At 73.3% G+C, this 22,344-nt stretch carries 20 protein-coding genes and 1 pseudogene; 10 read left to right on the forward strand and 11 right to left on the reverse strand.

The window, feature by feature from the left end; all coding sequences use genetic code 11:
• Positions 1-41 precede the first annotated feature (41 nt).
• Positions 42-965: a glycerophosphodiester phosphodiesterase gene (locus tag ACZ6AQ_RS26605; protein WP_468763022.1), complete on the forward strand. Its 924-nt coding sequence runs from the start codon at positions 42-44 to the stop codon at positions 963-965.
• 52 nt (positions 966-1,017) lie between these two features.
• Here the strand turns inward: ACZ6AQ_RS26605 and ACZ6AQ_RS26610 are convergent, their stop codons facing one another.
• The 4 genes from ACZ6AQ_RS26610 to ACZ6AQ_RS26625 all read right to left on the reverse strand — a co-directional run bounded on the left by ACZ6AQ_RS26610 (position 1,018) and on the right by ACZ6AQ_RS26625 (position 4,241).
• Positions 1,018-2,115 (reverse strand): CU044_5270 family protein, encoded by a 1,098-nt coding sequence (locus ACZ6AQ_RS26610; RefSeq protein WP_468763024.1) that lies wholly within the window; start codon positions 2,113-2,115, stop codon positions 1,018-1,020.
• Positions 2,112-2,774, reverse strand: coding sequence for an RNA polymerase sigma factor (locus ACZ6AQ_RS26615; protein WP_468763026.1), 663 nt, complete (start codon positions 2,772-2,774; stop codon positions 2,112-2,114). The genes ACZ6AQ_RS26610 and ACZ6AQ_RS26615 overlap by 4 nt, the downstream gene beginning before the upstream one ends.
• A gap of 133 nt (positions 2,775-2,907) precedes the next feature.
• Complete coding sequence (locus ACZ6AQ_RS26620) at positions 2,908-3,423, reverse strand: putative immunity protein (protein ID WP_468763028.1); 516 nt, start codon at positions 3,421-3,423, stop codon at positions 2,908-2,910.
• Positions 3,424-3,536: 113 nt separating this feature from the next.
• Positions 3,537-4,241, reverse strand: a complete 705-nt coding sequence (locus ACZ6AQ_RS26625; RefSeq protein ID WP_468763030.1) for a DUF2470 domain-containing protein — start codon at positions 4,239-4,241, stop codon at positions 3,537-3,539.
• Between the two features lie 139 nt (positions 4,242-4,380).
• Between ACZ6AQ_RS26625 and ACZ6AQ_RS26630 the strand changes: the two genes are divergently transcribed.
• From ACZ6AQ_RS26630 to meaB, 3 genes are read left to right on the forward strand one after another with little or no spacing between them, the layout of a single operon-like run.
• Positions 4,381-6,195 (forward strand): methylmalonyl-CoA mutase family protein, encoded by a 1,815-nt coding sequence (locus ACZ6AQ_RS26630; protein ID WP_468763032.1) that lies wholly within the window; start codon positions 4,381-4,383, stop codon positions 6,193-6,195.
• Positions 6,192-8,363 carry a methylmalonyl-CoA mutase gene (gene scpA / locus ACZ6AQ_RS26635; protein ID WP_468763034.1) on the forward strand — a complete coding sequence of 724 codons (2,172 nt, stop codon included), beginning with the start codon at positions 6,192-6,194 and terminating at the stop codon, positions 8,361-8,363. The genes ACZ6AQ_RS26630 and scpA overlap by 4 nt, the downstream gene beginning before the upstream one ends.
• Positions 8,360-9,343: a methylmalonyl Co-A mutase-associated GTPase MeaB gene (meaB, locus tag ACZ6AQ_RS26640; RefSeq protein ID WP_468763036.1), complete on the forward strand. Its 984-nt coding sequence runs from the start codon at positions 8,360-8,362 to the stop codon at positions 9,341-9,343. The genes scpA and meaB overlap by 4 nt, the downstream gene beginning before the upstream one ends.
• 122 nt (positions 9,344-9,465) lie before the next feature.
• Here meaB and ACZ6AQ_RS26645 read toward each other — a convergent pair whose 3' ends face one another.
• The 4 genes from ACZ6AQ_RS26645 to ACZ6AQ_RS26660 form a co-directional block, all read right to left on the reverse strand.
• Positions 9,466-10,338: a geranyl diphosphate 2-C-methyltransferase gene (locus tag ACZ6AQ_RS26645; protein WP_468763038.1), complete on the reverse strand. Its 873-nt coding sequence runs from the start codon at positions 10,336-10,338 to the stop codon at positions 9,466-9,468.
• Positions 10,339-10,353: 15 nt separating this feature from the next.
• Complete coding sequence (locus ACZ6AQ_RS26650) at positions 10,354-11,676, reverse strand: family 2 encapsulin nanocompartment cargo protein terpene cyclase (protein WP_468763040.1); 1,323 nt, start codon at positions 11,674-11,676, stop codon at positions 10,354-10,356.
• A gap of 118 nt (positions 11,677-11,794) precedes the next feature.
• Entirely contained in the window at positions 11,795-13,204 is a 1,410-nt protein-coding gene (locus ACZ6AQ_RS26655) for a family 2B encapsulin nanocompartment shell protein (RefSeq protein WP_468763042.1), read from the reverse strand.
• Between the two features lie 238 nt (positions 13,205-13,442).
• Entirely contained in the window at positions 13,443-13,784 is a 342-nt protein-coding gene (locus ACZ6AQ_RS26660) for a GNAT family N-acetyltransferase (RefSeq protein ID WP_468763044.1), read from the reverse strand.
• Between the two features lie 635 nt (positions 13,785-14,419).
• Between ACZ6AQ_RS26660 and proP the strand changes: the two genes are divergently transcribed.
• Positions 14,420-15,886: a glycine betaine/L-proline transporter ProP gene (gene proP, locus ACZ6AQ_RS26665; RefSeq protein ID WP_468763046.1), complete on the forward strand. Its 1,467-nt coding sequence runs from the start codon at positions 14,420-14,422 to the stop codon at positions 15,884-15,886.
• Between the two features lie 156 nt (positions 15,887-16,042).
• On the forward strand, positions 16,043-16,630 hold the full coding sequence (locus ACZ6AQ_RS26670; RefSeq protein ID WP_468763048.1) for a TIGR03086 family metal-binding protein: 588 nt from the start codon (positions 16,043-16,045) through the stop codon (positions 16,628-16,630).
• Between the two features lie 51 nt (positions 16,631-16,681).
• Here ACZ6AQ_RS26670 and ACZ6AQ_RS26675 read toward each other — a convergent pair whose 3' ends face one another.
• The 3 genes and pseudogenes from ACZ6AQ_RS26675 to ACZ6AQ_RS26685 form a co-directional block, all read right to left on the reverse strand.
• Entirely contained in the window at positions 16,682-17,938 is a 1,257-nt protein-coding gene (locus tag ACZ6AQ_RS26675) for an MFS transporter (protein ID WP_468763050.1), read from the reverse strand.
• A gap of 26 nt (positions 17,939-17,964) precedes the next feature.
• Positions 17,965-18,312, reverse strand: coding sequence for a cyclophilin-like fold protein (locus ACZ6AQ_RS26680; RefSeq protein ID WP_468763089.1), 348 nt, complete (start codon positions 18,310-18,312; stop codon positions 17,965-17,967).
• A 120-nt stretch (positions 18,313-18,432) separates the two neighbouring features.
• Positions 18,433-18,798 (reverse strand): annotated as a pseudogene (locus tag ACZ6AQ_RS26685) (alcohol dehydrogenase catalytic domain-containing protein); the annotation flags it as partial.
• A gap of 225 nt (positions 18,799-19,023) precedes the next feature.
• On the opposite strand from ACZ6AQ_RS26685, the gene ACZ6AQ_RS26690 reads away from it, so the two are divergent.
• From ACZ6AQ_RS26690 to ACZ6AQ_RS26705, 4 genes are all read left to right on the forward strand, one after another.
• The gene (locus ACZ6AQ_RS26690; protein ID WP_468763052.1) at positions 19,024-19,929 is read left to right on the forward strand and encodes a helix-turn-helix transcriptional regulator; all 906 of its coding nucleotides are present in this window, start codon (positions 19,024-19,026) and stop codon (positions 19,927-19,929) included.
• 141 nt (positions 19,930-20,070) lie between these two features.
• Positions 20,071-20,298 (forward strand): hypothetical protein, encoded by a 228-nt coding sequence (locus ACZ6AQ_RS26695; RefSeq protein WP_468763054.1) that lies wholly within the window; start codon positions 20,071-20,073, stop codon positions 20,296-20,298.
• Positions 20,299-20,804: 506 nt separating this feature from the next.
• On the forward strand, positions 20,805-21,272 hold the full coding sequence (locus ACZ6AQ_RS26700) for a hypothetical protein (RefSeq protein ID WP_468763056.1): 468 nt from the start codon (positions 20,805-20,807) through the stop codon (positions 21,270-21,272).
• 132 nt (positions 21,273-21,404) lie between these two features.
• Positions 21,405-22,344, forward strand: a 940-nt coding sequence (locus ACZ6AQ_RS26705) for an NHL repeat-containing protein (RefSeq protein ID WP_468763058.1), incomplete at its 3' end; no start/stop codon positions are given.

Consider the following 22,344-nt stretch of genomic DNA (forward strand, 5'->3'; position numbering starts at 1 on the left):
GCGCGCGGTTTCCCGGCGTTCTCCCTCTAGGGTGGCCGGTCATGAGAGACGCTCACCCGCCTGTTCCCCGGCTCCGTCCGCGCCGGTCCGCCGGTCTCTTCGCCGGGTCCGTCGTCGTGACGGCGCTCGCGACCTCCTTCGCCGCCGCCGCGCCCGCGTGGGCCGCTCCCCCTCCGGCGCAACGGGACGCCGGGGCGCCGGTGAGCCGCTGGATGCGCGCCGCCGGGGCGCCGCCGACCGTGATCGCCCACCGGGGGGCCTCCGCCGCCGCGCCCGAGAACACGCTGGTCGCCGACGAGGTGGCCCGGCGGGGCGGAGCCGTGTGGATCGAGAACGACGTCCAGCCGAGCAAGGACGGCGTGCCGTACGTCCTGCACGACACGACCGTCGACCGGACGACCGACGGCACGGGCGCGATTCGCTCCCTGACCTCCGCCCAGCTGGACGCCCTGGACGCGGGCTCCTGGTTCGCCCCCGTCTACACGGGCGTCCACGTGCCGACCCTGGCGGCCCAGCTGGCGGACCTCAGGCAGCGGGGCGGCAACCTGCTCCTGGAGATCAAGGGCCGGCACAGCCGCGCCGAGGTGGCCCGGATCGTCGAGGAGGTCCGGGCCCAGAACATGGCCGGCCGGGTGTTCGTCCAGAGCTTCGACGTCCCCTCCCTGCGGTACACGCGCGAGCTGGCGCCCGAACTGCCGCTCGGGCTCCTGCGGGACACGCTGGACCCCGATCCGGTCGCGGTCTCCGCGGACCTGGGGCTCGCCGCATACAACGTCTCGCACGTCGCGCTGGCCGCCCGGCCGGAGGTGGTCGGGCGGCTGCACGCGGCGAACGTGGCCGTGAACGTCTGGACGGTCGACGCTCCCGCCCGCTGGAAGGAGATGGACTCCCTCGGCGTGGACGGGATCATCACCAACCGGCCGGCGGAGCTGAACGGCTGGATCGGCGGCCGGAGCGCCGGTTAGGGCGTGTGCCGAAAGGGGCGTCGCCCGCCCGGCGGCGCCCGGCACGCACACCCTAGGAGGAGGCGCCGGCGGAGGGCGTGACCCTGATGCCGTCCACGAAGGCCCGGACCATGATCGCGGCGGTGTAGATGACGGTGCCGGGCTTGATCAGGTCGTTCTCGTCGGGACTCTCCTCGACCTGGACCGTGCGCTCTCCGAGGAAGGCGAACGTCTTCCTGTCGAAGATCCACTCGGTGCGCTGCCCGTTGACCTCGTCGAGCCGTGCGACGGCGATGCCCTTGCGGCCGACCGCGTCGGTGGCGCTGTCGACCGTGACCACGCCGGGGATCTTGGCGGCGGCACGGTAGAGCGCCGCCGCGAGTTCGGGGGACGGCCAGCTCTCGGTGATCAGGTCGCCGATGGTGCTGAACGCCTGCTGGTCCTTGCCGTTGCCCTGGCCCCGGGTCTCCTCGTAGATCTTCCGCAGGAGCGCGTCGGGGTCGGTGGGCAGGGCGGCCAGGTAGTCGTGCGAGGGCGCGCCGAGGTGCGGCTGCGGCTCGTTCCCCCGCTCGTCGGTGCCGCCGAGGGTCATGCCCTCGGGGCTCGTGGTGCCGGGCTCGATCAGCCACCCCTTACGGCCGTCGGGAGACCGCCAGGACTGCCGGGTGTGCAGGGGCACGCTGACGAGGCGGCTGACGTTGTTGACGGTCCTCACGTGCGTGTTCGCGGACCGCGACTCGATGTAGACGTACTGGCCCGCACGTCCGCGCGGGGCGTCCGCCCCGGCGGCGGCGAGCGAGATGCGGTCGAGGAGGCGGGGGGCGCCGTGGGCGTCGGCGGTGCCGATGGTGGTGGTGAGGGCGGGACCGGTGGCGGGGACGGGGGCGACGGCGCGGTCCTCGGCCGGGGCGCCGTCCGGGGTGAGGGCGAGGGCGCCGACGACGAGGGCTCCGGCGAGCGCGGTGACGGTCGGCAGGAGGACCGCCTTCCGCAGGAAGGGGTTGCGCGGGGCGGCGCGGCGGTCGTCGTGGATCTGGTTCATCAGGCGCTCCTTGTGGAACCGGTGGCGGCCCGGGGGAAGGTCCCGTTCCCCGATCGCGGGGAGGGGTACCGGGAGGTCCCCGGTCCCGTTCCGGTGCGCCGTACGGGGGGCGTTCGCGTCGGGGTTCATCGGATTCCTTCCTGTGCGGGCCGGACCGCGTTGACGCGGTCACCTGATGTCTGTCGGGGGCGGGCGGCGGGTTCCCGTTTCCGGCGCCCGGATTCCTCCGCCTCCCGGGCGAGTTCCTCCTCGGCCCCGTCGCGGAGTTTGGCGCGGGCGCGCGAGAGGCGGGAGCGGACGGTGCCGACGGGGACGCGCAGGGCCCGGGCCACCTCGGTGTAGGCGAGGCCCTCCCAGAGACAGAGGACGAGGACTTCGCGTTCGGTCCTGCGGAGCGCGCCGAGCGCCCGCAGGGTGGCGGCGATGCGGCGCCGGTCGTCGAGCCGGCCGGCGACCTCGGGCGCGTGGTCGGGCACGGACGGCTCGGGGACGGCCGTGGCGTACGCGGCGGCGGCCGCCCGGTAACGGCGGTTGCCCCGGCAGTGGTTGCGGGCCACGTTGGTGGCGACGCCGAGGAGCCAGGGCCGGAGCGATCCCCCCTCGGGGTCCACCTTCCGCCGGAGCCGCCACGCCTCCAGGAAGGTCGCCGCCATGACGTCCTCGGCGACCGACCAGTCACCGGTCAGCCGGAAGGCGTGGTTGTAGACGCTCCGGGCGTAGGCGTCGAAGAGTTCGGCGAAGGCCGGCGGGTCTCCGTCCCGGATGCGTGCGCGCGTGTCGTTGGTCACGTCTCTGATCTGTCCGGCCACCGGGACGGGTTCCCGTGACCCGGGTCACACCTCCTCGGAGGTCCCGCCCGTCTCCGGGGCCGGGCCGTCCGGTCCGGCCGCCCCGCGTGCGCGCGCCCGGCGCGGGCCGGTCTCAGCAGTCGAACACCGACCAGCAGATGTCGTTGCGCAGCCTCTGGTCGTCGAGCACGAGTGCGCGGATCGCCTCCGGGAGCCGGTCGCGCTGCCACCGGCACTCGGCCCGTCCGGCGGCCTCCTCCCGGTCTTTCGGCGCCGCCGCGCGGGCCGCCTTGATCGCGTAGGCGGCCGCGCCCAGTTCGTGCGCGGCGACGTGGGCGACCACCGCGGCCTGGCCGGCGGCGTACGCGGCGTGCCGGGCCGCCCCGCGCAGGTCCCTGGCCGCCCCCATCGCGTGGCCGCCCGCCGCGCGGGCCTCCATCATCCTGACCTCGCCGCGCGTCCAGGCCCGCGCGTGCTCGACCGCCCGGCGCGGCCGGGGGTCCTCGGGCCGGACCGACTCGAAGAGGGGGAGGACGTGCTCGGCGCACGAGGCGGCCCACAGGGCGAGGAGCCGGTGGTCCTCGTCGGTGAGGGTCCCGCCGCGGCGGATCGTCGTGAAGCGGGGGTCCCGGATCTTGGGGAGGATCATGTCTCGCGTCCCTTCCCGCGCGTCGGCGCGCGTTCTCACGGTGCGCCCCGCCGTCCGGGCGGACGCCGGCACCTCGGGGGACAAGGTACGCGGTCCGTCCGCCGCCGGGCCGTTCAGGTGAGGAGGTGGTGGGTGTGGGAGGAGCGGCGGGCCGCGGAGAGGAGGGCGTGGACGCGGGAGCCGAACTGGCCGGCGTCGGTGACGGGGGTGGGGAAGGACAGCCGGACGTCCTGGTGGGAGGCGGGGTGTTCGAGGCGCAGGGTGATGCCGTGGCGGTCCAGGGCGACGGGGAGGGCGCGGACCATGTCCCGGTCGGGGCGCGGCCGGACGAGGCGGAGGAGCAGGGGGACGAGTTCGGCGTGGTCGTCGACCAGGTGGGTGAGCACGGCCGCCTCGCGGACGGCCATCGGGTCGGGTTCGGCCGCCCGGAGTTCGCCGAGCGGGACGAACGCGCGCCCGTCGGCGTCCTCCAGGAGGACCTGGCCGAGCTCCATGCAGGCGCTCCGGGTCGCCCCGGGCTCGTAGGGGGCGTCGAGGATGCCCGTCAGGGTGACGCGGGCCCGGAGGCGTTCGCGGACGGGGGTGGGGGCGATGTCGGTGAGTTCGAGGCGTACGGGGACGCGTCCGGCCGGTCCGGCGGGGCAGCGCTCGGACGGGTCGTGCAGATGGATGTGGCCCGTGGGGCCCGCGCCGTCGAGGCGGTGCACCTCCTCCTCGCGGCCGTCGGTGACGACGGTCATGGAGTGGGCCGCGGCGAGGATCGAGAGCACGCGTTCGGCGGGGGCGGGACGGGTGGCGCGGGTGCTGAAGGGACGCATGCGGGTTCTCCCGGAAGGGGGACGGAAGGCCGGAACCTGGAACTTAGGCAAGCCTAACCTAAGTCGACACGGGTGAAGAGAAGAAGGTCACAGTCGCGTGCCCTCCTGCTCTCTTGTCGATCTCCCCTAGCATCCGAACATGACGGTCCTGCCTGACGACGGGCTTCCCCTGGCGTCCGAATTCCCAGAAGCGCCACACGAGCAGTGGCAAAACCTCGTGGCGGGCGTCCTGCGCAAATCGGGCAAGGAGCTCTCCGGCCCCGCCGCCGAGGACTCCCTGTCCACCCTGCTGGAGGACGGCCTCGCCACCCGCCCGCTGTACACCGCGCGCGACACCGCTCCCGACCCCGGCCTCCCCGGCTTCGCGCCCTTCGTGCGCGGCGGCCGGGCCGAGGGCAACACCGTCGGCGGCTGGGACGTGCGCCAGCGCCACCTCACGGCCGACAACGAGGCCGTCCTCACCGACCTGGAGAACGGCGCCACCTCCCTGTGGCTGGGCGTCGGCGGCACCGGCATCCCGGTCGACTCCCTGGACAAGACCCTCGAAGGCGTCTACCTGGACCTCGCGCCCGTCGTCCTCGACGCGGGCGAGGAGACGACGGCCGCCGCCGAACGCCTCTTCCGGCTGTACGAGGAGCGGGGCGTCGCCCCCGGGGAGGCGCGGGGCAACCTGGGCGCGGACCCGCTGGGCCACGAGGCCCGTACCGGCCGGTCCGCCCACGACCTGGAGTCCGTCGCCGGTCTCGCGCGCCGCTGCGCCGACGGGTACCCGGGCCTGCGGGCCCTGACCGCGGACGCCCTGCCGTACCACGGGGCCGGTGGCTCGGCCGCGCAGGAGCTGGGCTGCTCGCTCGCGACGGGCGTGGCCTACCTGCGCGGGCTCACCGGAGCGGGCCTGAGCGTCACGGAGGCCCTCGGGCAGATCGAGTTCCGCTACGCGGCCACCGCCGACCAGTTCCTGACGATCGCCAAGCTCCGCGCGGCGCGCCGGCTCTGGGCCCGGGTGGCCGAGGCGTCCGGCGCCCCGGAGGCGGGCGCGCAGCGCCAGCACGTGGTGACCTCGCCGGTGATGATGACGCGCCGCGACCCGTGGGTGAACATGCTGCGCACCACGATCGCCACGCTCGCCGCCGGGGTCGGCGGCGCGGACAGCGTCACCGTGCTCCCCTTCGACGACGCGCTCGGCCTGCCGGACGCGTTCTCCCGCCGCATCGCCCGCAACACCTCCTCCGTCCTCATCGAGGAGTCCCACCTCGCCCGGGTCGTCGACCCGGCCGGCGGCTCCTGGTACGTGGAACGCCTCACCGACGAACTGGCCCACGTCGCCTGGGAGTTCTTCCGGACGATCGAGCGGGAGGGCGGCCAGGAGGCCGCGCTGCGCTCCGGTTTCGTCGGCGAGCGCCTCGCGGAGACCTGGGCCGCCCGCAGCGCCGGGCTCGCCACCCGCCGCGAACCGATCACCGGGGTCAGCGAGTTCCCGCACCTCGCGGAGAAGCCGGTCGAGCGCGTCCCCGCGCCCGAACCGCCCTCCGGCGGCCTGCCCCGCGTCCGGCGCGACGAGGCGTACGAGGAACTGCGCGCCCGCTCCGACGCCCACCTCGCGGCGACCGGCGCCCGGCCCCGGGTCTACCTGGCGGCGCTCGGCCCGGCCGCCGCGCACTCGGCCCGGCTGGCGTTCGCCGCCAACCTCTTCCGGGCCGGCGGCATCGAGCCCGTCACCGAGGGCACGTTCGAGGAGAGCGGTGCCCGCGAGGCGTGCCTCTGCTCCAGCGACGCCCTGTACGAGGAGCGGGCCGCGGAGACCGCGGCCGAGCTGCGCGCGGCGGGGGCGGAGCACGTCCTCCTCGCCGGCCGCCCCGCCCGCTACCCCGGTGTCGACTCGTACGTCTTCGCGGGCTGCGACGCCGTCGCCCTCCTCTCCACCGCCCTCGACCGCATGGGAGTGTCCCGATGACCGTCCCCGACTTCTCCGGGATCGAACTCGGGGCGCCCACCGTCGCCGGCGGCCCCGACGAGTGGCACGCGGCCGTCAGGAAGGCGACCGGCGACGACCCGCTCTGGGAGACCCCGGAGGGCATCGGCGTCAAGCCGCTCTACACCGGGCGGGACCTGGAGGGCCTGGACTTCCTGGACACCTACCCGGGCACGGCGCCGTACCTGCGCGGCCCGTACCCGACGATGTACGTCAACCAGCCCTGGACGATCCGCCAGTACGCGGGCTTCTCCACCGCCGAGGAGTCGAACGCCTTCTACCGGCGCAACCTGGCGGCCGGGCAGAAGGGCCTGTCGGTCGCCTTCGACCTGCCGACCCACCGCGGCTACGACAGCGACCACCCGCGCGTCACCGGCGACGTCGGCATGGCGGGCGTCGCCATCGACTCGATCTACGACATGCGGCAGCTCTTCGACGGCATCCCGCTGGACCGCATGACGGTGTCGATGACGATGAACGGCGCCGTCCTGCCGGTCCTCGCGCTCTACATCGTGGCCGCCGAGGAGCAGGGCGTACCGCCCGAGAAGCTGGCCGGGACCATCCAGAACGACATCCTCAAGGAGTTCATGGTCCGCAACACGTACATCTATCCGCCGGGCCCCTCGATGCGGATCATCTCCGACATCTTCGCCTACACCTCCCGGCGGATGCCGCGCTACAACTCGATCTCCATCTCGGGCTACCACATCCAGGAGGCGGGCGCGACGGCCGACCTGGAGCTGGCGTACACGCTCGCGGACGGCGTCGAGTACATCCGCGCGGGCCGCGAGGCCGGGCTCGACGTGGACGCGTTCGCGCCGCGCCTGTCGTTCTTCTGGGCGATCGGCATGAACTTCTTCATGGAGGTCGCGAAACTGCGCGCGGCCCGCCTCCTGTGGGCCAAGCTGGTCCGGCAGTTCGACCCGAAGAACGACAAGTCCCTCTCCCTGCGCACCCATTCGCAGACCTCGGGCTGGTCGCTGACCGCGCAGGACGTGTTCAACAACGTCACCCGCACCTGTGTGGAGGCGATGGCGGCGACCCAGGGCCACACCCAGTCGCTGCACACCAACGCGCTCGACGAGGCCCTCGCCCTGCCGACCGACTTCTCGGCGCGCATCGCCCGCAACACCCAGCTCCTCCTCCAGCAGGAGTCGGGCACCTGCCGGACCATCGACCCGTGGGGCGGCAGCGCGTACGTGGAGCGGCTGACCTACGACCTCGCGCGCCGCGCCTGGCGGCACATCCAGGAGGTCGAGGCGGCCGGCGGCATGGCGAAGGCGATCGACGCCGGCATCCCCAAGCTGCGCGTGGAGGAGGCCGCGGCCCGCACCCAGGCCCGGATCGACTCCGGCCGGCAGCCGGTGATCGGCGTCAACAAGTACCGGGTGGAGACCGACGAGCACATCGACGTGCTCAAGGTCGACAACTCCTCGGTGCGCGCCCAGCAGATCGCCAAGCTGCGGCGGCTGCGCGAGGAGCGGGACGAGACCGCCTGCCGGGACGCGCTCGACGCGCTCACCCGCGCGGCGGGCGGCGACGGCAACCTCCTCGAACTGGCCGTGGACGCGGCCCGCGCGAAGGCGACCGTCGGCGAGATCTCGGACGCCCTGGAGAAGGTGTACGGGCGCCACGCGGGCCAGATCCGTACCATCTCCGGTGTGTACCGCAACGAAGCAGGCGGGTCCCCCTCCGTGGAGCGGACCCGGGCCCTGGTGGACGCCTTCGGCGAGGCCGAGGGGCGCCGTCCGCGCATCCTGGTCGCCAAGATGGGCCAGGACGGCCACGACCGCGGCCAGAAGGTGATCGCCACGGCCTTCGCCGACCTGGGCTTCGACGTGGACGTCGGCCCGCTGTTCCAGACCCCGGCCGAGGTGGCCCGCCAGGCCGTCGAGGCGGACGTGCACATCGTCGGGGTCTCCTCGCTCGCCGCCGGTCACCTCACGCTCGTGCCGGCGCTCCGGGAGGAGCTGGCGGCGGAGGGCCGCGAGGACATCATGATCGTGGTCGGCGGGGTGATTCCCCCGCAGGACGTGGCGACGCTCCTGGAGATGGGCGCGGCGGCCGTGTTCCCGCCCGGCACCGTCGTCCCGGACGCGGCCCACGACCTGGTGACGCGCCTCGCCGCCGGCCTCGGGCACGACCTGTGATCGGACTCGACACGTACGTGAAGGGGGTGCTCGACGGGAAGCGCGCGCTGATCGCCCGGGCGATCACCCTCGTCGAGTCCACCCGGCCCCGGCACCGGGCCCTCGCCCAGGAGTTGCTGACCGAGCTGCTGCCGCACAGCGGCCGGTCGGTGCGGATCGGGATCAGCGGGGTGCCCGGGGTCGGCAAGTCGACCTTCATCGACGCGTTCGGAACGATGCTGACCGGACTCGGCCACCGGGTGGCGGTCCTCGCCGTGGACCCGTCGTCGAGCCGTACGGGCGGTTCGATCCTCGGCGACAAGACGCGGATGGAACGCCTCGCCGTCGATCCGGCGGCCTTCGTCCGCCCCTCCCCCACCGCCGGCACGCTCGGCGGGGTCGCGAAGGCGACCCGGGAGTCGATCGTCGTCATGGAGGCGGCGGGGTACGACGTGGTCCTGGTGGAGACGGTGGGCGTCGGGCAGTCGGAGACGGCCGTCGCCCACATGGTCGACTCCTTCCTGCTGCTCACCCTGGCCCGCACGGGCGACCAGCTCCAGGGCATCAAGAAGGGCGTCCTGGAGCTGGCCGACGTGGTCGCCGTCAACAAGGCGGACGGCCCGCACGAGCGCGACGCGCGGGCCGCCGCGCGCGAACTGGCGGGCGCGCTGCGGCTGATGCACGGCGCCGACGCTTTCTGGACGCCGCCGGTGCTCAGTTGCAGCGCCCGGGAGTCGTCCGGTCTCGACGAGGTGTGGAGGCGGCTGGAGCAGCACCGCGCCCTGCTCGACTCGACCGGCCGTCTCACGGCCAAGCGGCAGGACCAGCAGGTCGACTGGATCTGGACCATGGTCCGCGAGGAACTCCTCGACCGGCTGCGCACGAACCCGGCGGTCCAGGAGCTCGCGCCCGCCCTGGAGCGGCAGGTCCGGGACGGGGGGCTGACGGCGACGCTGGCCGCCGAGCGCGTGCTGAGGGCGTTCGGGGAGCGCGACGGCTGAAGGCCGCGCCGCGCACGGCCGGGCGCCGGGGGCGGCGGGACCGCGGGAAGCGGGTCCCGCCACCCCCGGCAGGTCCGTACGGCCGGGATCGGGCGAACTCGGCCGGGATCGGCCGGGCCCGGTCAGACCCGGTCGGCCGCGATCAGGACGTACTGGAAGGAGCCGTCCTTGTACGACTCGATGAACGCCTCCTCGATGCCGGTGACCAGGGACGACGTGGCCCGCAGCTCCCAGTAGGGCAGGGTCGCCGGGGTCAGGTCCACGACGGCCTGCGGAACGAGCCGGTTGTCGGCCATCGCGCGCAGGTACTCCCGGCGGGAGTGGATGTTGCACTCGAAGTGCGCGTTGATCTGTGAGACCCACTTCGACGGCTGGCCGTACTTCGGGTTCCAGCAGCCGGTGATGGTGACGTACCGGCCGCCGATCCTCAGGAACCGGGCGTGCTCGGCGAAGAGGTCGTCCAGGTCGACGTACATGCTCGACTCGTTGTTCCAGGAAGCGGCGACGCTGCCCTTCTCGAACGGGGTGTCGAGCATGTTGCAGACGCGGGCGCGGACGTGCTCCTCGATGCCCAGCTCCTTCGCGCGCCGGTTGCCGAACTCGGCCTGCGCGGAGGAGAGGGTGACGCCCTCGACCCTGCAGCCGAAGCGCTGGTGGGCCATGACGCTCGAACCGCCCCGGCCGCAGCCGGCGTCCACGAGGGTGTCCTCGCGTCCGACGTCCCCGAGGTGGTCGAGGAGGACGTCGGTCTGCGCCGACTCCAGGCGGTGCAGCTCGGCGATGAGCCTCTTCTCGTACGCGCCGTCCTCCGGGTCCCCGAGGGCGGCGTGGTCGACCTCGCCGACGCCGTAGTGGTGGTGGTAGAGCCCGTCGACGTCGCCGAGGCGCAGGTTCACGGGCCGGGCCTCGGCGTTCCAGTAGCGCGCGATGTCGCCCTGGTAGGGGGTCACGGGGGCGGGGACGAACGCGGCGGCGGTGGTGTCGGTGCTGGTCACTGGGGTTTCCGTTTCTTACCAGAAGTCGGGCAGGCTGTAGCGGTAGGTGTTGGTCCGGTGCCAGTGGTGGTTGCCGTCGACCCACACGGCCACGCCCCGCAGGAAGCGCAGCACGCTCGGGACGGGGCAGGCGGCGGCCAGGGCGGCGGCCTCGGCCTCGAAGTCGCGCATGAGGTCGTTGTGGACCTCGATCGCCTTCAGGTAGGCGTCCTTCTCGGAGAGCGACTCGCGTTCGGCGAGCACCACGGGCAGGTTCAGGTGACGCCCTGGACTGTCGAGTTCCTTGGTGTACGAGTACAGGTCGTTGACGATGGTGCTGGCGTTGCCGGCGAGGGCGAGGACGCGCTGCATGGCAGGCCGGGCGTGCAGGTCGGCGGGGAGTTCGTAGCCGCCGACGGTGTCGGTGATGGTGGGGCAGGGGCGGAAGTTGTTGAACTGCCGCATGGCGAGGTACTCCCACACCTCGGGCAGGTGGTCCGTCTCGGCCCAGGCGGCCTCGGCGAGGTAGCCCAGGTGCAGCCGGGCCATGTCGTGCCGGTACCGGTCGGCCTGGTAGGGGGTCGCCTGCCGCACGAAGTACTCCATGGCGGATCGGTACGCGCGCCGGGGGGCGTCCGCGTGGAGCGACTCCGCCCACTGCGGCTGGTAGGCCGAGGTCGTGTGCAGCGGGTCGAGGGCGGTGTGGGCGAGGAGGAGGCGGCCGCCGAGTCCGACGGGGGAACCTCCGTGGTCCTCGCAGTAGCAGTCGTCGACCGCGTTCTCGGCGACCATCAGCCGGGTGGCGATCATCAGGTGGTCGACGGTCGGGGCGTCAGGGTGGCAGGCGACCATGTAGCGGCCGACCAGAAAGCCGTCGAACTCCCCTTCCCAGTCGTCGGGGAACAGGTCCACCTCGTCGACCGCCCACTCCTTGATGCGGCGGCTGACCTCCGCCACGCGCGCGGGGTCGGGCTCCGGCACCGGGTGGAAGTAGAGACCGGGGATCGGCCGGCCTTCCGCCGGGTCCGCCGTCGCCGCCGTTCCTTCCGGCGCGGGGGGCTCCGCGCGCGGGACCAGGGAGAGGCCCGCCGTGCCCAGACCGCTGGGACCGCGCAGGACCCGTTCGAGGGCGGACGGGGTCGGGGGCCCGGGGACGCCTTCGCGGAGGGGCGGGGCGGCCGGGGCGGTCGGGACGCCTTCGCGGAGGGGCGGGGCGGCCGGGACGCCTCCGGGGACGGGGACGGAGGGGGAGACGGGAGCGGGAGCGGGGGCGGGGACGGGGGCGGTCGGCGGGGTGAGGGTGTGGAACGCGGCGGTGGGCAGGCTCGACCGCAGGGGGGAGGGCCCGAGATCGGGCATCCGTGACTCCTTGGAGGGGTGGGCGGGGCCGCCCGGTTCCGGGCGTGCTCGCCCGGCCCGGGGGCTCCGGGCAGCGCTGGACGGGCGAGTGCGGACGGGGCGGCGGGGCGGCGGGGCCTCAGCGCCTGCGGGCGATCTCCACGTTCTCCAGGACGCCGAGCGCGTTGGGCACCAGGACGGCGGCGGAGTAGTAGGTGGTGACCAGGTAGGAGATGATCGACTTCTCGTCGATGCCCATGAAACGGACCGAGAGGCCCGGTTCGTACTCCTCCGCCAGACCGGTCTGCCGCAGGCCGATGACGCCCTGGTTGTCCTCGCCGGTGCGCAGCGCCAGGATCGAGCTGGTGTTCTCCGCGCTGATGGGGATCTTGTCGCAGGGCAGGATCGGGACCCCGCGCCAGGACCGGACGCTCCGGCCGTCGAGGTCGATCTGCTCGGGGTGGATCCCGCGGGCGTTGAGCTCGCGTCCGATCGCCGCGATCGTGCGGGGGTGGGCGAGGAAGAACTTGGTGCCCCGGCGGCGGGTGAGCAGTTCGTCGAGGTCGTCCGGGGTGGGCGGACCGGAGTGCGGCTGGATCCGCTGCTTGAAGTCGGCGTTGTGGAGCAGGCCGAACTCCCGGTTGTTGACCAGCTCGTGCTCCTGCCGCTCGCGCAGCGCCTCGACGGTGAGCCTGAGCTGTTCCTCGGTCTGGTTCATCGGGCCGTTGTAGAGGTCCGCGACGCGGGTGTGGACCTTGAGGACGGCCTGGGCGACGGAGAGTTCGTACTCGCGCGGCGCGGGCTCGTAGTCGACGAAGGCGCCCGGCAGCGCGACCTCGCCGGTGTGGCCGGACAGCATCGGGATCGCGGCCTCGCCGTACTTGTTCCGCGGCCGGCCCGCCCGGGAGCCGAACTCCCGTACGTGGGACCGGAGGGCGGGCGCCGTGGCCAGGACGGCGGCGAAGTCGGCGCGGGAGAGGGTGAGCAGGGTGCCGGCGGTCTCGGCGGTGGCGGTGCGGTCCCAGCCGGCGTCGGCGTCGAGGAGGGTCTTCTCACCGAAGTGGTTGCCGCCGGCGAGAACGGCGACGGTGTCCTCGCCGCCGTACTTGCCGGCGGAGGTCTGGACGATCCGGCCGTGGGCGATCAGGTGGACGGCCCCGGCGGGGTCGCCGCGCCGGGTCAGCACCTCACCGGCGCGGAAGTCGCGCTGGACGCACCGGGCGGCGAGCGCGGTCAGCACCTGCTCGTCGTCGAAGCCGCGGAGGAGGGCCAGCTCGCCGAGTTCTCGCGGGATGACCCGGACCCGGGCGCCGTCCTGGACGAACTCGACGCGCCCGTCGCCGACGGTGTGGCTCAGCCGGCGGTTCACCCGGTAGGCGCCGCCCCTGGTCTCCACCCAGGGAAGCATCCGCAGCAGCCAGCGGGAGGTGATCTCCTGCGTCTGCGGGGCGGACTTGGCCGTGTGGGCGAGCCTGCGGGCGGCCGCGGTGCTCAGACTGGACTGCCTGGGCGGCGCGAGCCGCACTTCCGGGCGGTCGTCAACGGTCATCGGGCGGGCTCTCTTCCACGAAGGCGGTGTGACGCGCCCGGGCGCGTCACACCGCCGCAAGGAGAAACGGGGTGCGCGGATCCGGAGGTTCGCCCGGATCCCGGGGAACAGTAACGGCGGCGCACCCGCCCCATCCCGTGAGAACGGGACCTTTACCTCCATGCAGTGATCTTGATCCGAACAGGGTTTACCCGCCCGAACGCAGGTCTTCGAGCCGTTCGCACACGTGTCGGGCGGGTCAGCGCCCCAGCCGGGCGTCCAGCCACTGGAGCACCTCGGGGGTCACCGGGTCGGTGAGGTCGGCGAACTCTCCGTGCTTCTCCAGGAACTTCGCCACGTAGGGGCAGACCGGGACGATCCGCATCCCGGAGGCGCGCACGTCGGTGAGGGCCTGCTCGACGAGGATCCCGGCCAGGCCCCGGCCCGCGTAGGCGTCGTCGATCTCGGTGTGGAAGAAGACCCGCCGGTCGTCGCGGTCGCGGTAGGCCGTCAGACCGGCGCGCTCGCCGTCGACGAGGATCTCGTAGCGGTGCCGGGCGTCCACCCGGCGGACGTCGGGAGGAGAGGACTGCTGGGTCACGGAAGTGCCTTTCGGGCGGGAGGGGCGAGAGCGGACGGGGACGGGCCCCCGGGGAGGCGGCCGGGCGGGTTCCGCGGGCCCTTGCCACCGCCACCGTCCCGGCCGGTCCGGTCCTGTCCGGTCCCTGTTCGGTTCGGTTCGGTTCCGGAAAACGATCTTTTCATCATACGGATGGCCTGCGACGCGCCGGTGGCGGTCGCCGCCACCGCCACCGCGTTCCGGCGGGCGGACCGCGGGAACGGGCCGCCGCACGGCCGTCCGTTCGGCCGCCGTCCCCCGTTCGGAGCAGGAGCGCGCTTCCCTTCCGGTGGACGAGCGAGACGGGGACGAAGAGGCGGACGGCCGGTGCGGCGGTGCGGCGCGGTCGCGACCGGGGCGGGAACGCGGCCCTCCGGAAGCCCGGGACCAGGGACTTCGAGGCGGATCCGGTCGTACCCGCCCGGGAGGCCGTGGTGTGCCGCGGCGGGTTCGGGGAAGCGGTTCCGACATGCGCCCGGTGATCGACATGACGGACGATTGCCGAGGCGAGTCATCACACGCTGCGAGGAAAGAGGCATCGGCACGTGGCCCACGTACCTTCAGACGGCCCGGACGGCTCCCGGGGACTCCCGGGCGTGCCCGCGTCGATCGCGCACATGCCCGGATACATCCGCGAGGAGTTCGCGCGGCGGCTGCGCCGCGTCAAGGGGGCCTACCGGGAAGAGGACGTCCAGGTCGTCGAGAAACCCCTGCTCAAACGCGCGGTCGGGGCCTCGGCGCTCGGGAACTGCATGGAGTGGTTCGACTTCGGCGTCTACAGCTACCTCGCCGCGACCATCGGCAAGGTCTTCTTCCCCGGTGCCTCGCCGGGAGCGCAGCTGATCTCGTCCTTCGCGACGTTCGCCGCCGCGTTCGTGGTGCGACCGCTCGGCGGTCTCGTCTTCGGACCCCTCGGCGACCGCATCGGCCGGCAGAAGGTCCTCGCCACGACCATGATCATGATGGCGGCGGGCACCTTCGCGATCGGCCTGATCCCCAGCTACGCCACGATCGGCATCGCCGCCCCCATCCTGCTGCTGATCGCCCGGATGGTCCAGGGCTTCTCCACCGGGGGCGAGTACGGCGGTGCCACCACCTTCGTGGCCGAGTACTCGCCGGACCGCCGGCGGGGCTTCCTGTCCAGCTGGCTCGACTTCGGCACCTTCGTCGGCTACGCCATGGGGTCCGCGCTGGTCACCCTGCTGAACCTGGCCCTGTCGGACGAGCAGATGCTGGCCTGGGGCTGGCGCCTCCCGTTCCTGATCGCGGGGCCGCTGGGCGTGATCGGCCTCTACATGCGGCTGAAGCTGGAGGAGTCCCCGGCGTTCCAGCAGCAGCTGGACGAGCACGAGAAGAGCCTGGCCCAGAAGTCGGCCGGCAGCGAGTTCAAGACCATCGTGCGCGCCCACTGGCGGTCGCTGCTGCTGTGCGCGGGGCTGGTCCTGCTCTACAACGTCACCAACTACATGGTCACCGGCTACCTGCCCACGTACCAGACGGAGACGCTGGACCGGTCCAGTACGTCGGCGGACGTGCTGGTGCTGATCGGCATGGTGTGGATCGCCGTCCTCATCACCTTCCTCGGCCGCCTCAGCGACCGGGTCGGCCGGCGCCCCCTGTACGCGGTCGGGGCCGCGGCGATGATCGTCCTCGCGATTCCCGCCTTCCTGCTCATCAAGGCGGGGGGCACCTGGCTCCCGGTCCTCGGCGTGCTGATCCTGTCCACCCTGCTCGCCGCCTTCGCCGCGCCGAGCGCGGCCACCCTCCCCGCCCTCTTCCCGACCGCCGTGCGCTACGCCGCGATGGGCATCGGCTTCAACTTCTCCGTGGCGGCCTTCGGCGGTACCACCCCGCTCGTGACCGAAGCGCTCGTGAACGCCACGGGCGACGACATGGTCCCCGCGTACTACCTCATGGTGGCCGGCGCGATCGGTCTGGTGACCGTCGCCTTCCTGCCGGAGAGCGCCCGGCTCCCCCTGGACGGCTCCCGGCCGATGGTCGGCTCGCGGGAGGAGCGGAAGGAACTGATCGACACCTCACACGACCTCGTCCGGTACGCGGAACAGCGCTCTCCGTCGCCCTGAGGCCGACCGGACCGCGCACGGGGCCGTGGGACGGCCGGTGCGGTCGCCTGGAGGCCGGGGAGACCGCCGTCGCCCCGTGCGACGAGGTGGGCGCGGTCCCGAGCGATGAGTTCCGGGCGGGCCGGCGGTCCACCCCGTATGGAGAACACCGCACGCATGGAACCGATCGACCTGGGGGCGGCGGCCGAGCGCGTCGCCCGGCTCGCGGAGGGCATCGCCGACGAGCGGCTCGGTGATCCGACGCCCTGCCCCGAGTACGCGGTACGGGAACTGCTCGCCCATGTCGCCGGGCTCAGTACCGCCTTCCGCGACGCGGCCCGCAAACGGTTCGGGCCGACGACCGACACGCCGCCCGGTTCGTCCCTCCCGGTCCTGTCCGACGACTGGCGGACGGCGCTTCCCGGGGCGCTGGACGAGCTGGTCACCGCCTGGCGGGAGCCGGGCGCCTGGGAGGGGAGCACGAGGGCGGGCGGAATCGAACTGCCGGCCGCCGTCATGGGCCGGATCGCCCTCGACGAGCTGCTGGTCCACGGCTGGGACCTGGCGCGGGCGAGCGGCCGGACGTACGAGGTGAGCGAGGAGGAGCTGCGGGTCTCCGAGGCCCTGCTGACCCCGGCCGACGACGCGTCCGGCGAGGGGTTCTTCGGTCCGGTCGTCGCGGTGCCCGAGGGCGCTCCCCTCCTGGACCGCGTGATCGGCCTCAGCGGACGCCGGCCCGACTGGCGCCCCGCCCGACCGCGCTGATCGGGGCGTGGTCACCGCCGGCGGGCCGTCGGGGGACGGTCCGGGAGGGGGTCAGTGACGTGAGGGCCCCGGGGCGGTGGTGTCGCCGCGTACGGGGACCGATGTGGTGCGCCGGGCGACGACCCGGGCCTGGGGCCGGGTGCCGGTGGAGGCGAGGGCGACGAGCGGCAGGAGGGTGAGGGCGGCGGAGACGCCGCCGACGAGGACCGGTCCGGCCGGGCCGAGGGAGGTGTTCAGAGCCGTCCCGGCGAGGGCGGAGCCGGTGGCGATGCCGGTGTTGTAGGCGGAGGTGGTCAGCGCCGAGGTGAGGGTGGGGGCGTCCCCCGCGAAACGGACGGCGAGGGAGGTGACGACGGGGTTGACGGTGAACCCGGCCAGCGCCATGAGGAAGACCAGGGCGACGGCGGTGACGGGCCCGGTCGACAGCGGGATCAGCAGGAACAGGGCCAGGGCGGTGACGGCGGCGGCGGTGAGGGTGGTGGCCATGAGGCGGCGGTCGCCGAGCCGTCCGCCGATCGCGGTGCCGCCCAGGGCGCCGAGCCCGAAGACGATCAGGACCAGCGGGACGGCCCCGGCCGGAACGCCGGCGCGGTCGGTCAGCAGCGGGCTGATGTAGGTGTACACGGCCAGGACCCCGCCCATGATCAGAACGGCGGCGGTCAGCGCCAGCCACAGCCGGCCCTGCCGCAGGGCCCCGGTCTCGGCGCGTACGGAGACCTCGGTCCGCCGCTCCGTCCGGGGGACGAACCGGCCGACGGACACCGCCGCGAGACCCGCGAGGACGGCCAGGGCCCAGAAGGGGCCGCGCCAGCCGGTGTACCGGCCGACGAAGGAGCCGATCGGCACGCCGATCACGTTGGCCAGGGTCAGGCCGCCCATCATGACGCCCACGGCCCGGGTCGCCCGGGCGGGACCCGCGGCGGCGGTGACGATGACGAAGCCGACGGCCCAGAACGCGCCGGTGGCCAGCGCCGTGATCACCCGGGCGGCCAGGACGACGGTGAAGGAGGAGCTGAGCGCGGCGACGACGTGCCCGAGGGCGAAGACCGCCAGGGCCGCAACGAGGGTCAGGCGGCGGGGCAGGCGCAGGGTGGCCAGGGCCATGGCCGGTCCGCCGACGATCATGCCGATCGCGAAGGCGGTGATCAGCAGGCCGGCGTGGGAGACGCTCACGTCGAGGTCACCGGCGATCTGCGGGAGCAGTCCGGCGATGACGAACTCGGTGGTGCCCATCAGGAACGTGCCGACGGCGAGCACCCACACGACGAGGGGCAGCTTGCCCGCTGGGGTGCTGGCTGCGGAAGGCATAGGGGTACTTCTCTTCCTCAAGGGGGTCAGGAGGCGGCTTCGACGGTGATGCGGGTGGCCCGGCCGAGCTGCTCGGCCTGGACGTCGAGGTGGCCGAGGACGAGCAGGTCGGCCGAGGGGGCGGGCCCGTCCTGGCAGAAGAGGGCCAGATTGCCCCAGGGGGCGTAGTGGGCGATGTCGCCGGCCTTGGCCGCGACCGGTGCGGGGGCGCCGGAGGTGTCCAGCTTGCGCGGCAGGCCGGCGACCCGCTCCGTGCCGTGGAAGTCCTCCAGGCCCAGGGTGAGCGCCAGCAGCTCGGTGAAGTCGCGGGCGGCGGGGCTGTCGTTCAAGGCGGCCTCGACGGGGCGGCCGTCGAGGGGGACACGGATGTCCATGGGAGTGCTCCCCTCGGGGACGGACGGGGCGGTGGCCGGCGCGGCGGGGATCGTCGTTTCCTGCCGGCCCGGGGAGGCGGGGGCGAAGGACGTGGAGACCGGGACAGCTTCCCGCGAGCCGGCGTGGGGGACGCGGACGTACTCGGCCTGGCAGGTGGACATGAACTCGCGGTTCAGGCAGTTCGACGGGAAGCCGTTGCGGCAGTTCGCGCAGGTGGTGTCCGAGGTGGCGAAGGAGCCGACGACGAACTGGCCCGGCCGCAGCGAGGTGACCTCGCTCCCGACCTCCTCCACGAAGCCGACGTACTCGTGGCCCATGGGGTGCGGGTCACCGATCGGTTCCGCGCCGCGGTAGGGCCACAGGTCCGAGCCGCGCACGCGGGTCACGGCCGTGCGGATGACCGCGTCGGTCGGTTCGACGATCTTCGCGTCGTCCACGGTCTCGAAACGGACGTCACCGGGGGCGTGGATCACTGCTCCGCGCATGGGGGTTCCTTATGTGCCGGGGGTGCGGTGCCGACGGGCACCGCGTGCGGTCTGCCGGGTACGGGGGGCACCGCCGCCCCGGGCACCCGTTCCTCCGCCGTCCCGGCGGCGGGACGAGTGCCACGACGTCCAGGTAACCGCCCCCGGACGCGGGCTGCCAGTCACCGCCGAGAGGTGTACCGGCAGTACACCCCTCCCGCGGCGCGCCGGACGTACGGTCGGGGGGTGGACAACCATGAAGAGGTCCGCGAGTTCCTCACCTCGCGGCGCGCGAAGATCACCCCGGAACGGGCCGGGCTGCCCGCCGGTCCCCGCCGACGCGTCCCCGGTCTGCGCAGGAGCGAGGTCGCGGCGCTGGCCGACGTCAGCGTCGAGTACTACGCCAAGCTGGAGCGCGGCAACCTCGCCGGCGTCTCACCGGCCGTTCTGGAGTCCGTCGCCCGCGCCCTGCGGCTCGACGACGCCGAACGCGCCCACCTGCTCCACCTGGCCCAGGCCGCCGACGGCACCGACGCCCTGGCCCGGCCCCGCCGCCGGCGCACCGGGGACCGGTGGAAGCCGCACCGCAGCCTGCGGTGGACCCTGGACGCGATCACGGGAGGGCCCGCGTTCGTGCGCAACGGCCGCATGGACATCCTGGCCGTCAACGGGCTCGCCCGCGCCTTCTACCACGACGTCTACGCCACGCCCGGCAACCGGGCGAACCTGGCCCGCTTCACCTTCCTCGATCCCGCCTCCCGGCGCTTCTACCCCGAGTGGGACCTCTTCGCCGACGTCTCCGTGGCCATCCTGCGCACCGAGGCCGGACGCAACCCGCACGACAGGGACCTGCACGACCTGGTCGGTGAACTGTCCACCCGCAGCGACGAGTTCCGCACCCGCTGGGGCGCCCACAACGTCCGCCACCACGGCACCGGCACCAAGCGTTTCCACCACGCGGCCGTCGGTGACCTCACCCTCGCCTTCGAGGGCCTGGAGATGGCCGCCGAACCCGGCCTCACCCTCACCGTCTACACCGCCGAGCCCGGCTCCCCCTCCGAGGAGGGGCTGCGCCTCCTCGCCTCCTGGGCGGCCACGGGGAAGGCCGCCCCGGCCACCGAAGGAACGACGCGGGAAGGAGCGGCACGCTGACCGGACGGCACGGGGCCCGTACCCGGGCCCGTCACGCACGGCGCACCGGGAAGTGCGTCGCCCGGTGCTTCCGGCGCGAGGCGACCGCCGCACCGGGAGCCACCCGCCGACGGTGTCGGCCGGATGCCTAGACTTCGTCCGGTGACCAACACCTTCCGCTGCACCCACTGCGGCACCGTCGGCCTGGAACCCGGCTTCGTCGAGGACGCCGGTCAGAGTTCCCGCGGCTACGCGCGCTGGATACAGGGGGCCCTCGAAAGGGGCCCCTTCGGCGGCGCCAAGCGCCTGGGCAGACCCACCTGGCAGATCGACGCGTACCGCTGCCCCCACTGCTCCCACCTGGAACTCTTCGCCGCCACCCGCGTCTGACGTCACGCGATCCCGGTCGGAACGAGCAACGCCGACGACGCGGTCGCCGAGGTCGGCCACCGCGCCGACGACACCGACAGCCCGAGCCGGGGCGTGGAGGGCGGAGGTGTCGTGATTTCCGTTGGTCCGGCAGCCGGTGGGTGGAAGCAGGGCGTCTTCTTGCGAAGTGACGGTTCTGCTCATGGGTGGAGTGGTGCTCTCACCGTTCGGGTGGCGGAGATCGAGCCAGAATCCGTAGGCCGTGGAAACGGGAGGCCGCCCTTGGCGTCGTCCTTGAAGGCGGAAGCCGAATCGATTCTTTGATCGCCGGGTAACCGATCGAGATGAAGCGCGGCATTTTTTGATCCATTTTGCCGGGGCGCCGAATGGCTTCACCGCCCTTTCCCTGTCCGAATGGTTGCGTTCGAGCGCTTCGCGTTCCGGCGGGAGGAATCGCGGCTCTGCCAGGTGGGGAGTTCTTCGCACGAGACATCGCTCCTTGCCACCGATACAGAGGAACCGCCCCCATGAGCACGCCCACTCCCGCCCGCACCCCCCTGGTCACCAACCGGGCGCCGGACGACACCCTTCTCGTCTGGGACGAGGCCCGCTGGGAGGCCATGGTCGGCACCTGGACCGACCTGCCCGGCGCCACCATCGACCTGGAGATCGGGCAGGGCGCCGCCTCGTACGGGGCGATCTTCGTGGCGACGTTCAGCGCCGAGGCCATCGCCTCCCACCCCGACCACAACGCGGTCGTCAGCGCCACCGTGTTCTTCGGCAACGACCAGGCCGCCCCGGTCAGCACCAACCACCGGTTCGTCACGGCCCGGGGCAACCCGGAGTGGTCCTCCCACACCCTGATCCGCGTCGCGGAGTTCCAGCCGGCCTTCCCCAAGCGCGATGTCACCGCCCGCGTGAAGGTGAAGGGATCGACCGGAGCGACGGCGGGCTTCCAGAACTGGGTCCTGAAGATCGACCGGTACAACCTCTGACCGGAGACCCGCACCCCTGGCCGGTGACCCGGCACGCCGGGAGTTGCCGTCCGGTCCTCCCCCGCCGGTCCTCCCGCGCATTTCCGAAGACGGAACGAAGCCCCCTGTGACGGGGCGGACGAAGGGACGACGATGAGCACCACCCACGCGGAGCCCACGACCGGGGGGAGCTCCGCTCCTCCGATCAGCACGGTCGCCGGGACCGGGACCGGCGGATTCGGCGGGGACGAAGGGCCCGCCGCCTCGGCCCGGTTGCACTACCCGTACGGGATCGCGCCGGACGGCACCGGTGCCCTCTACTTCTCCGACCACGGCAACCACCGGATCCGGAGGATCACGGCCGACGGGACGATCAGTACGGTGGCCGGGACCGGGACCGCGGGTCCACGGGGCGACAACGGCCCTGCCGCCTCGGCGGAGCTGAACTGGCCGCGAGGCGTGGCGGTGGACGGCGCGGGCAACCTCTACATCGCCGACAGCAGCAACAACCGGATCCGGAAGGTCGCGACGGACGGGACGATCAGCACGGTCGCCGGCACGGGCAGAGCGGGTTTCGGCGGTGACGGCGGCCCTGCCACCGCCGCCCAGTTGAACGTTCCGTTCGGACTGGCGGTGGACGATTCCGGCGTCCTCTACATCGCCGAGTACAACAGCCATCGGGTCCGGAGGATCACGGCCGACGGAAAGATCGGCACGGTCGCGGGGACCGGGACCCCGGGAGCCGGGGGAGACGGCGGACCGGCGGTGTCGGCCCAGCTGAACCGCCCCCAGGCCCTGGCGCTGGACGGTGCGGGCAACCTCTACATCGGCGACAGCAACAACCACCGGATCCGGAAGGTCGCGGCGGACGGGACGATCAGCACGGTCGCCGGCACGGGTACGGCGGACTTCGGCGGTGACGGCGGCCCGGCGACCGAGGCCCGGCTGAACTCGCCCCTGGGAATCACGGTGGACAGCACCGGCACCCTCTACATCGCCGACAGCAACAACCACCGGATCCGGAAGGTCGCGGCGGACGGGACGATCAGCACGGTCGCCGGCACGGGTACGGCGGACTTCGGCGGTGACGGCG

The sequence above is a fragment of the Streptomyces sp. NPDC041191 genome (assembly GCF_055591945.1).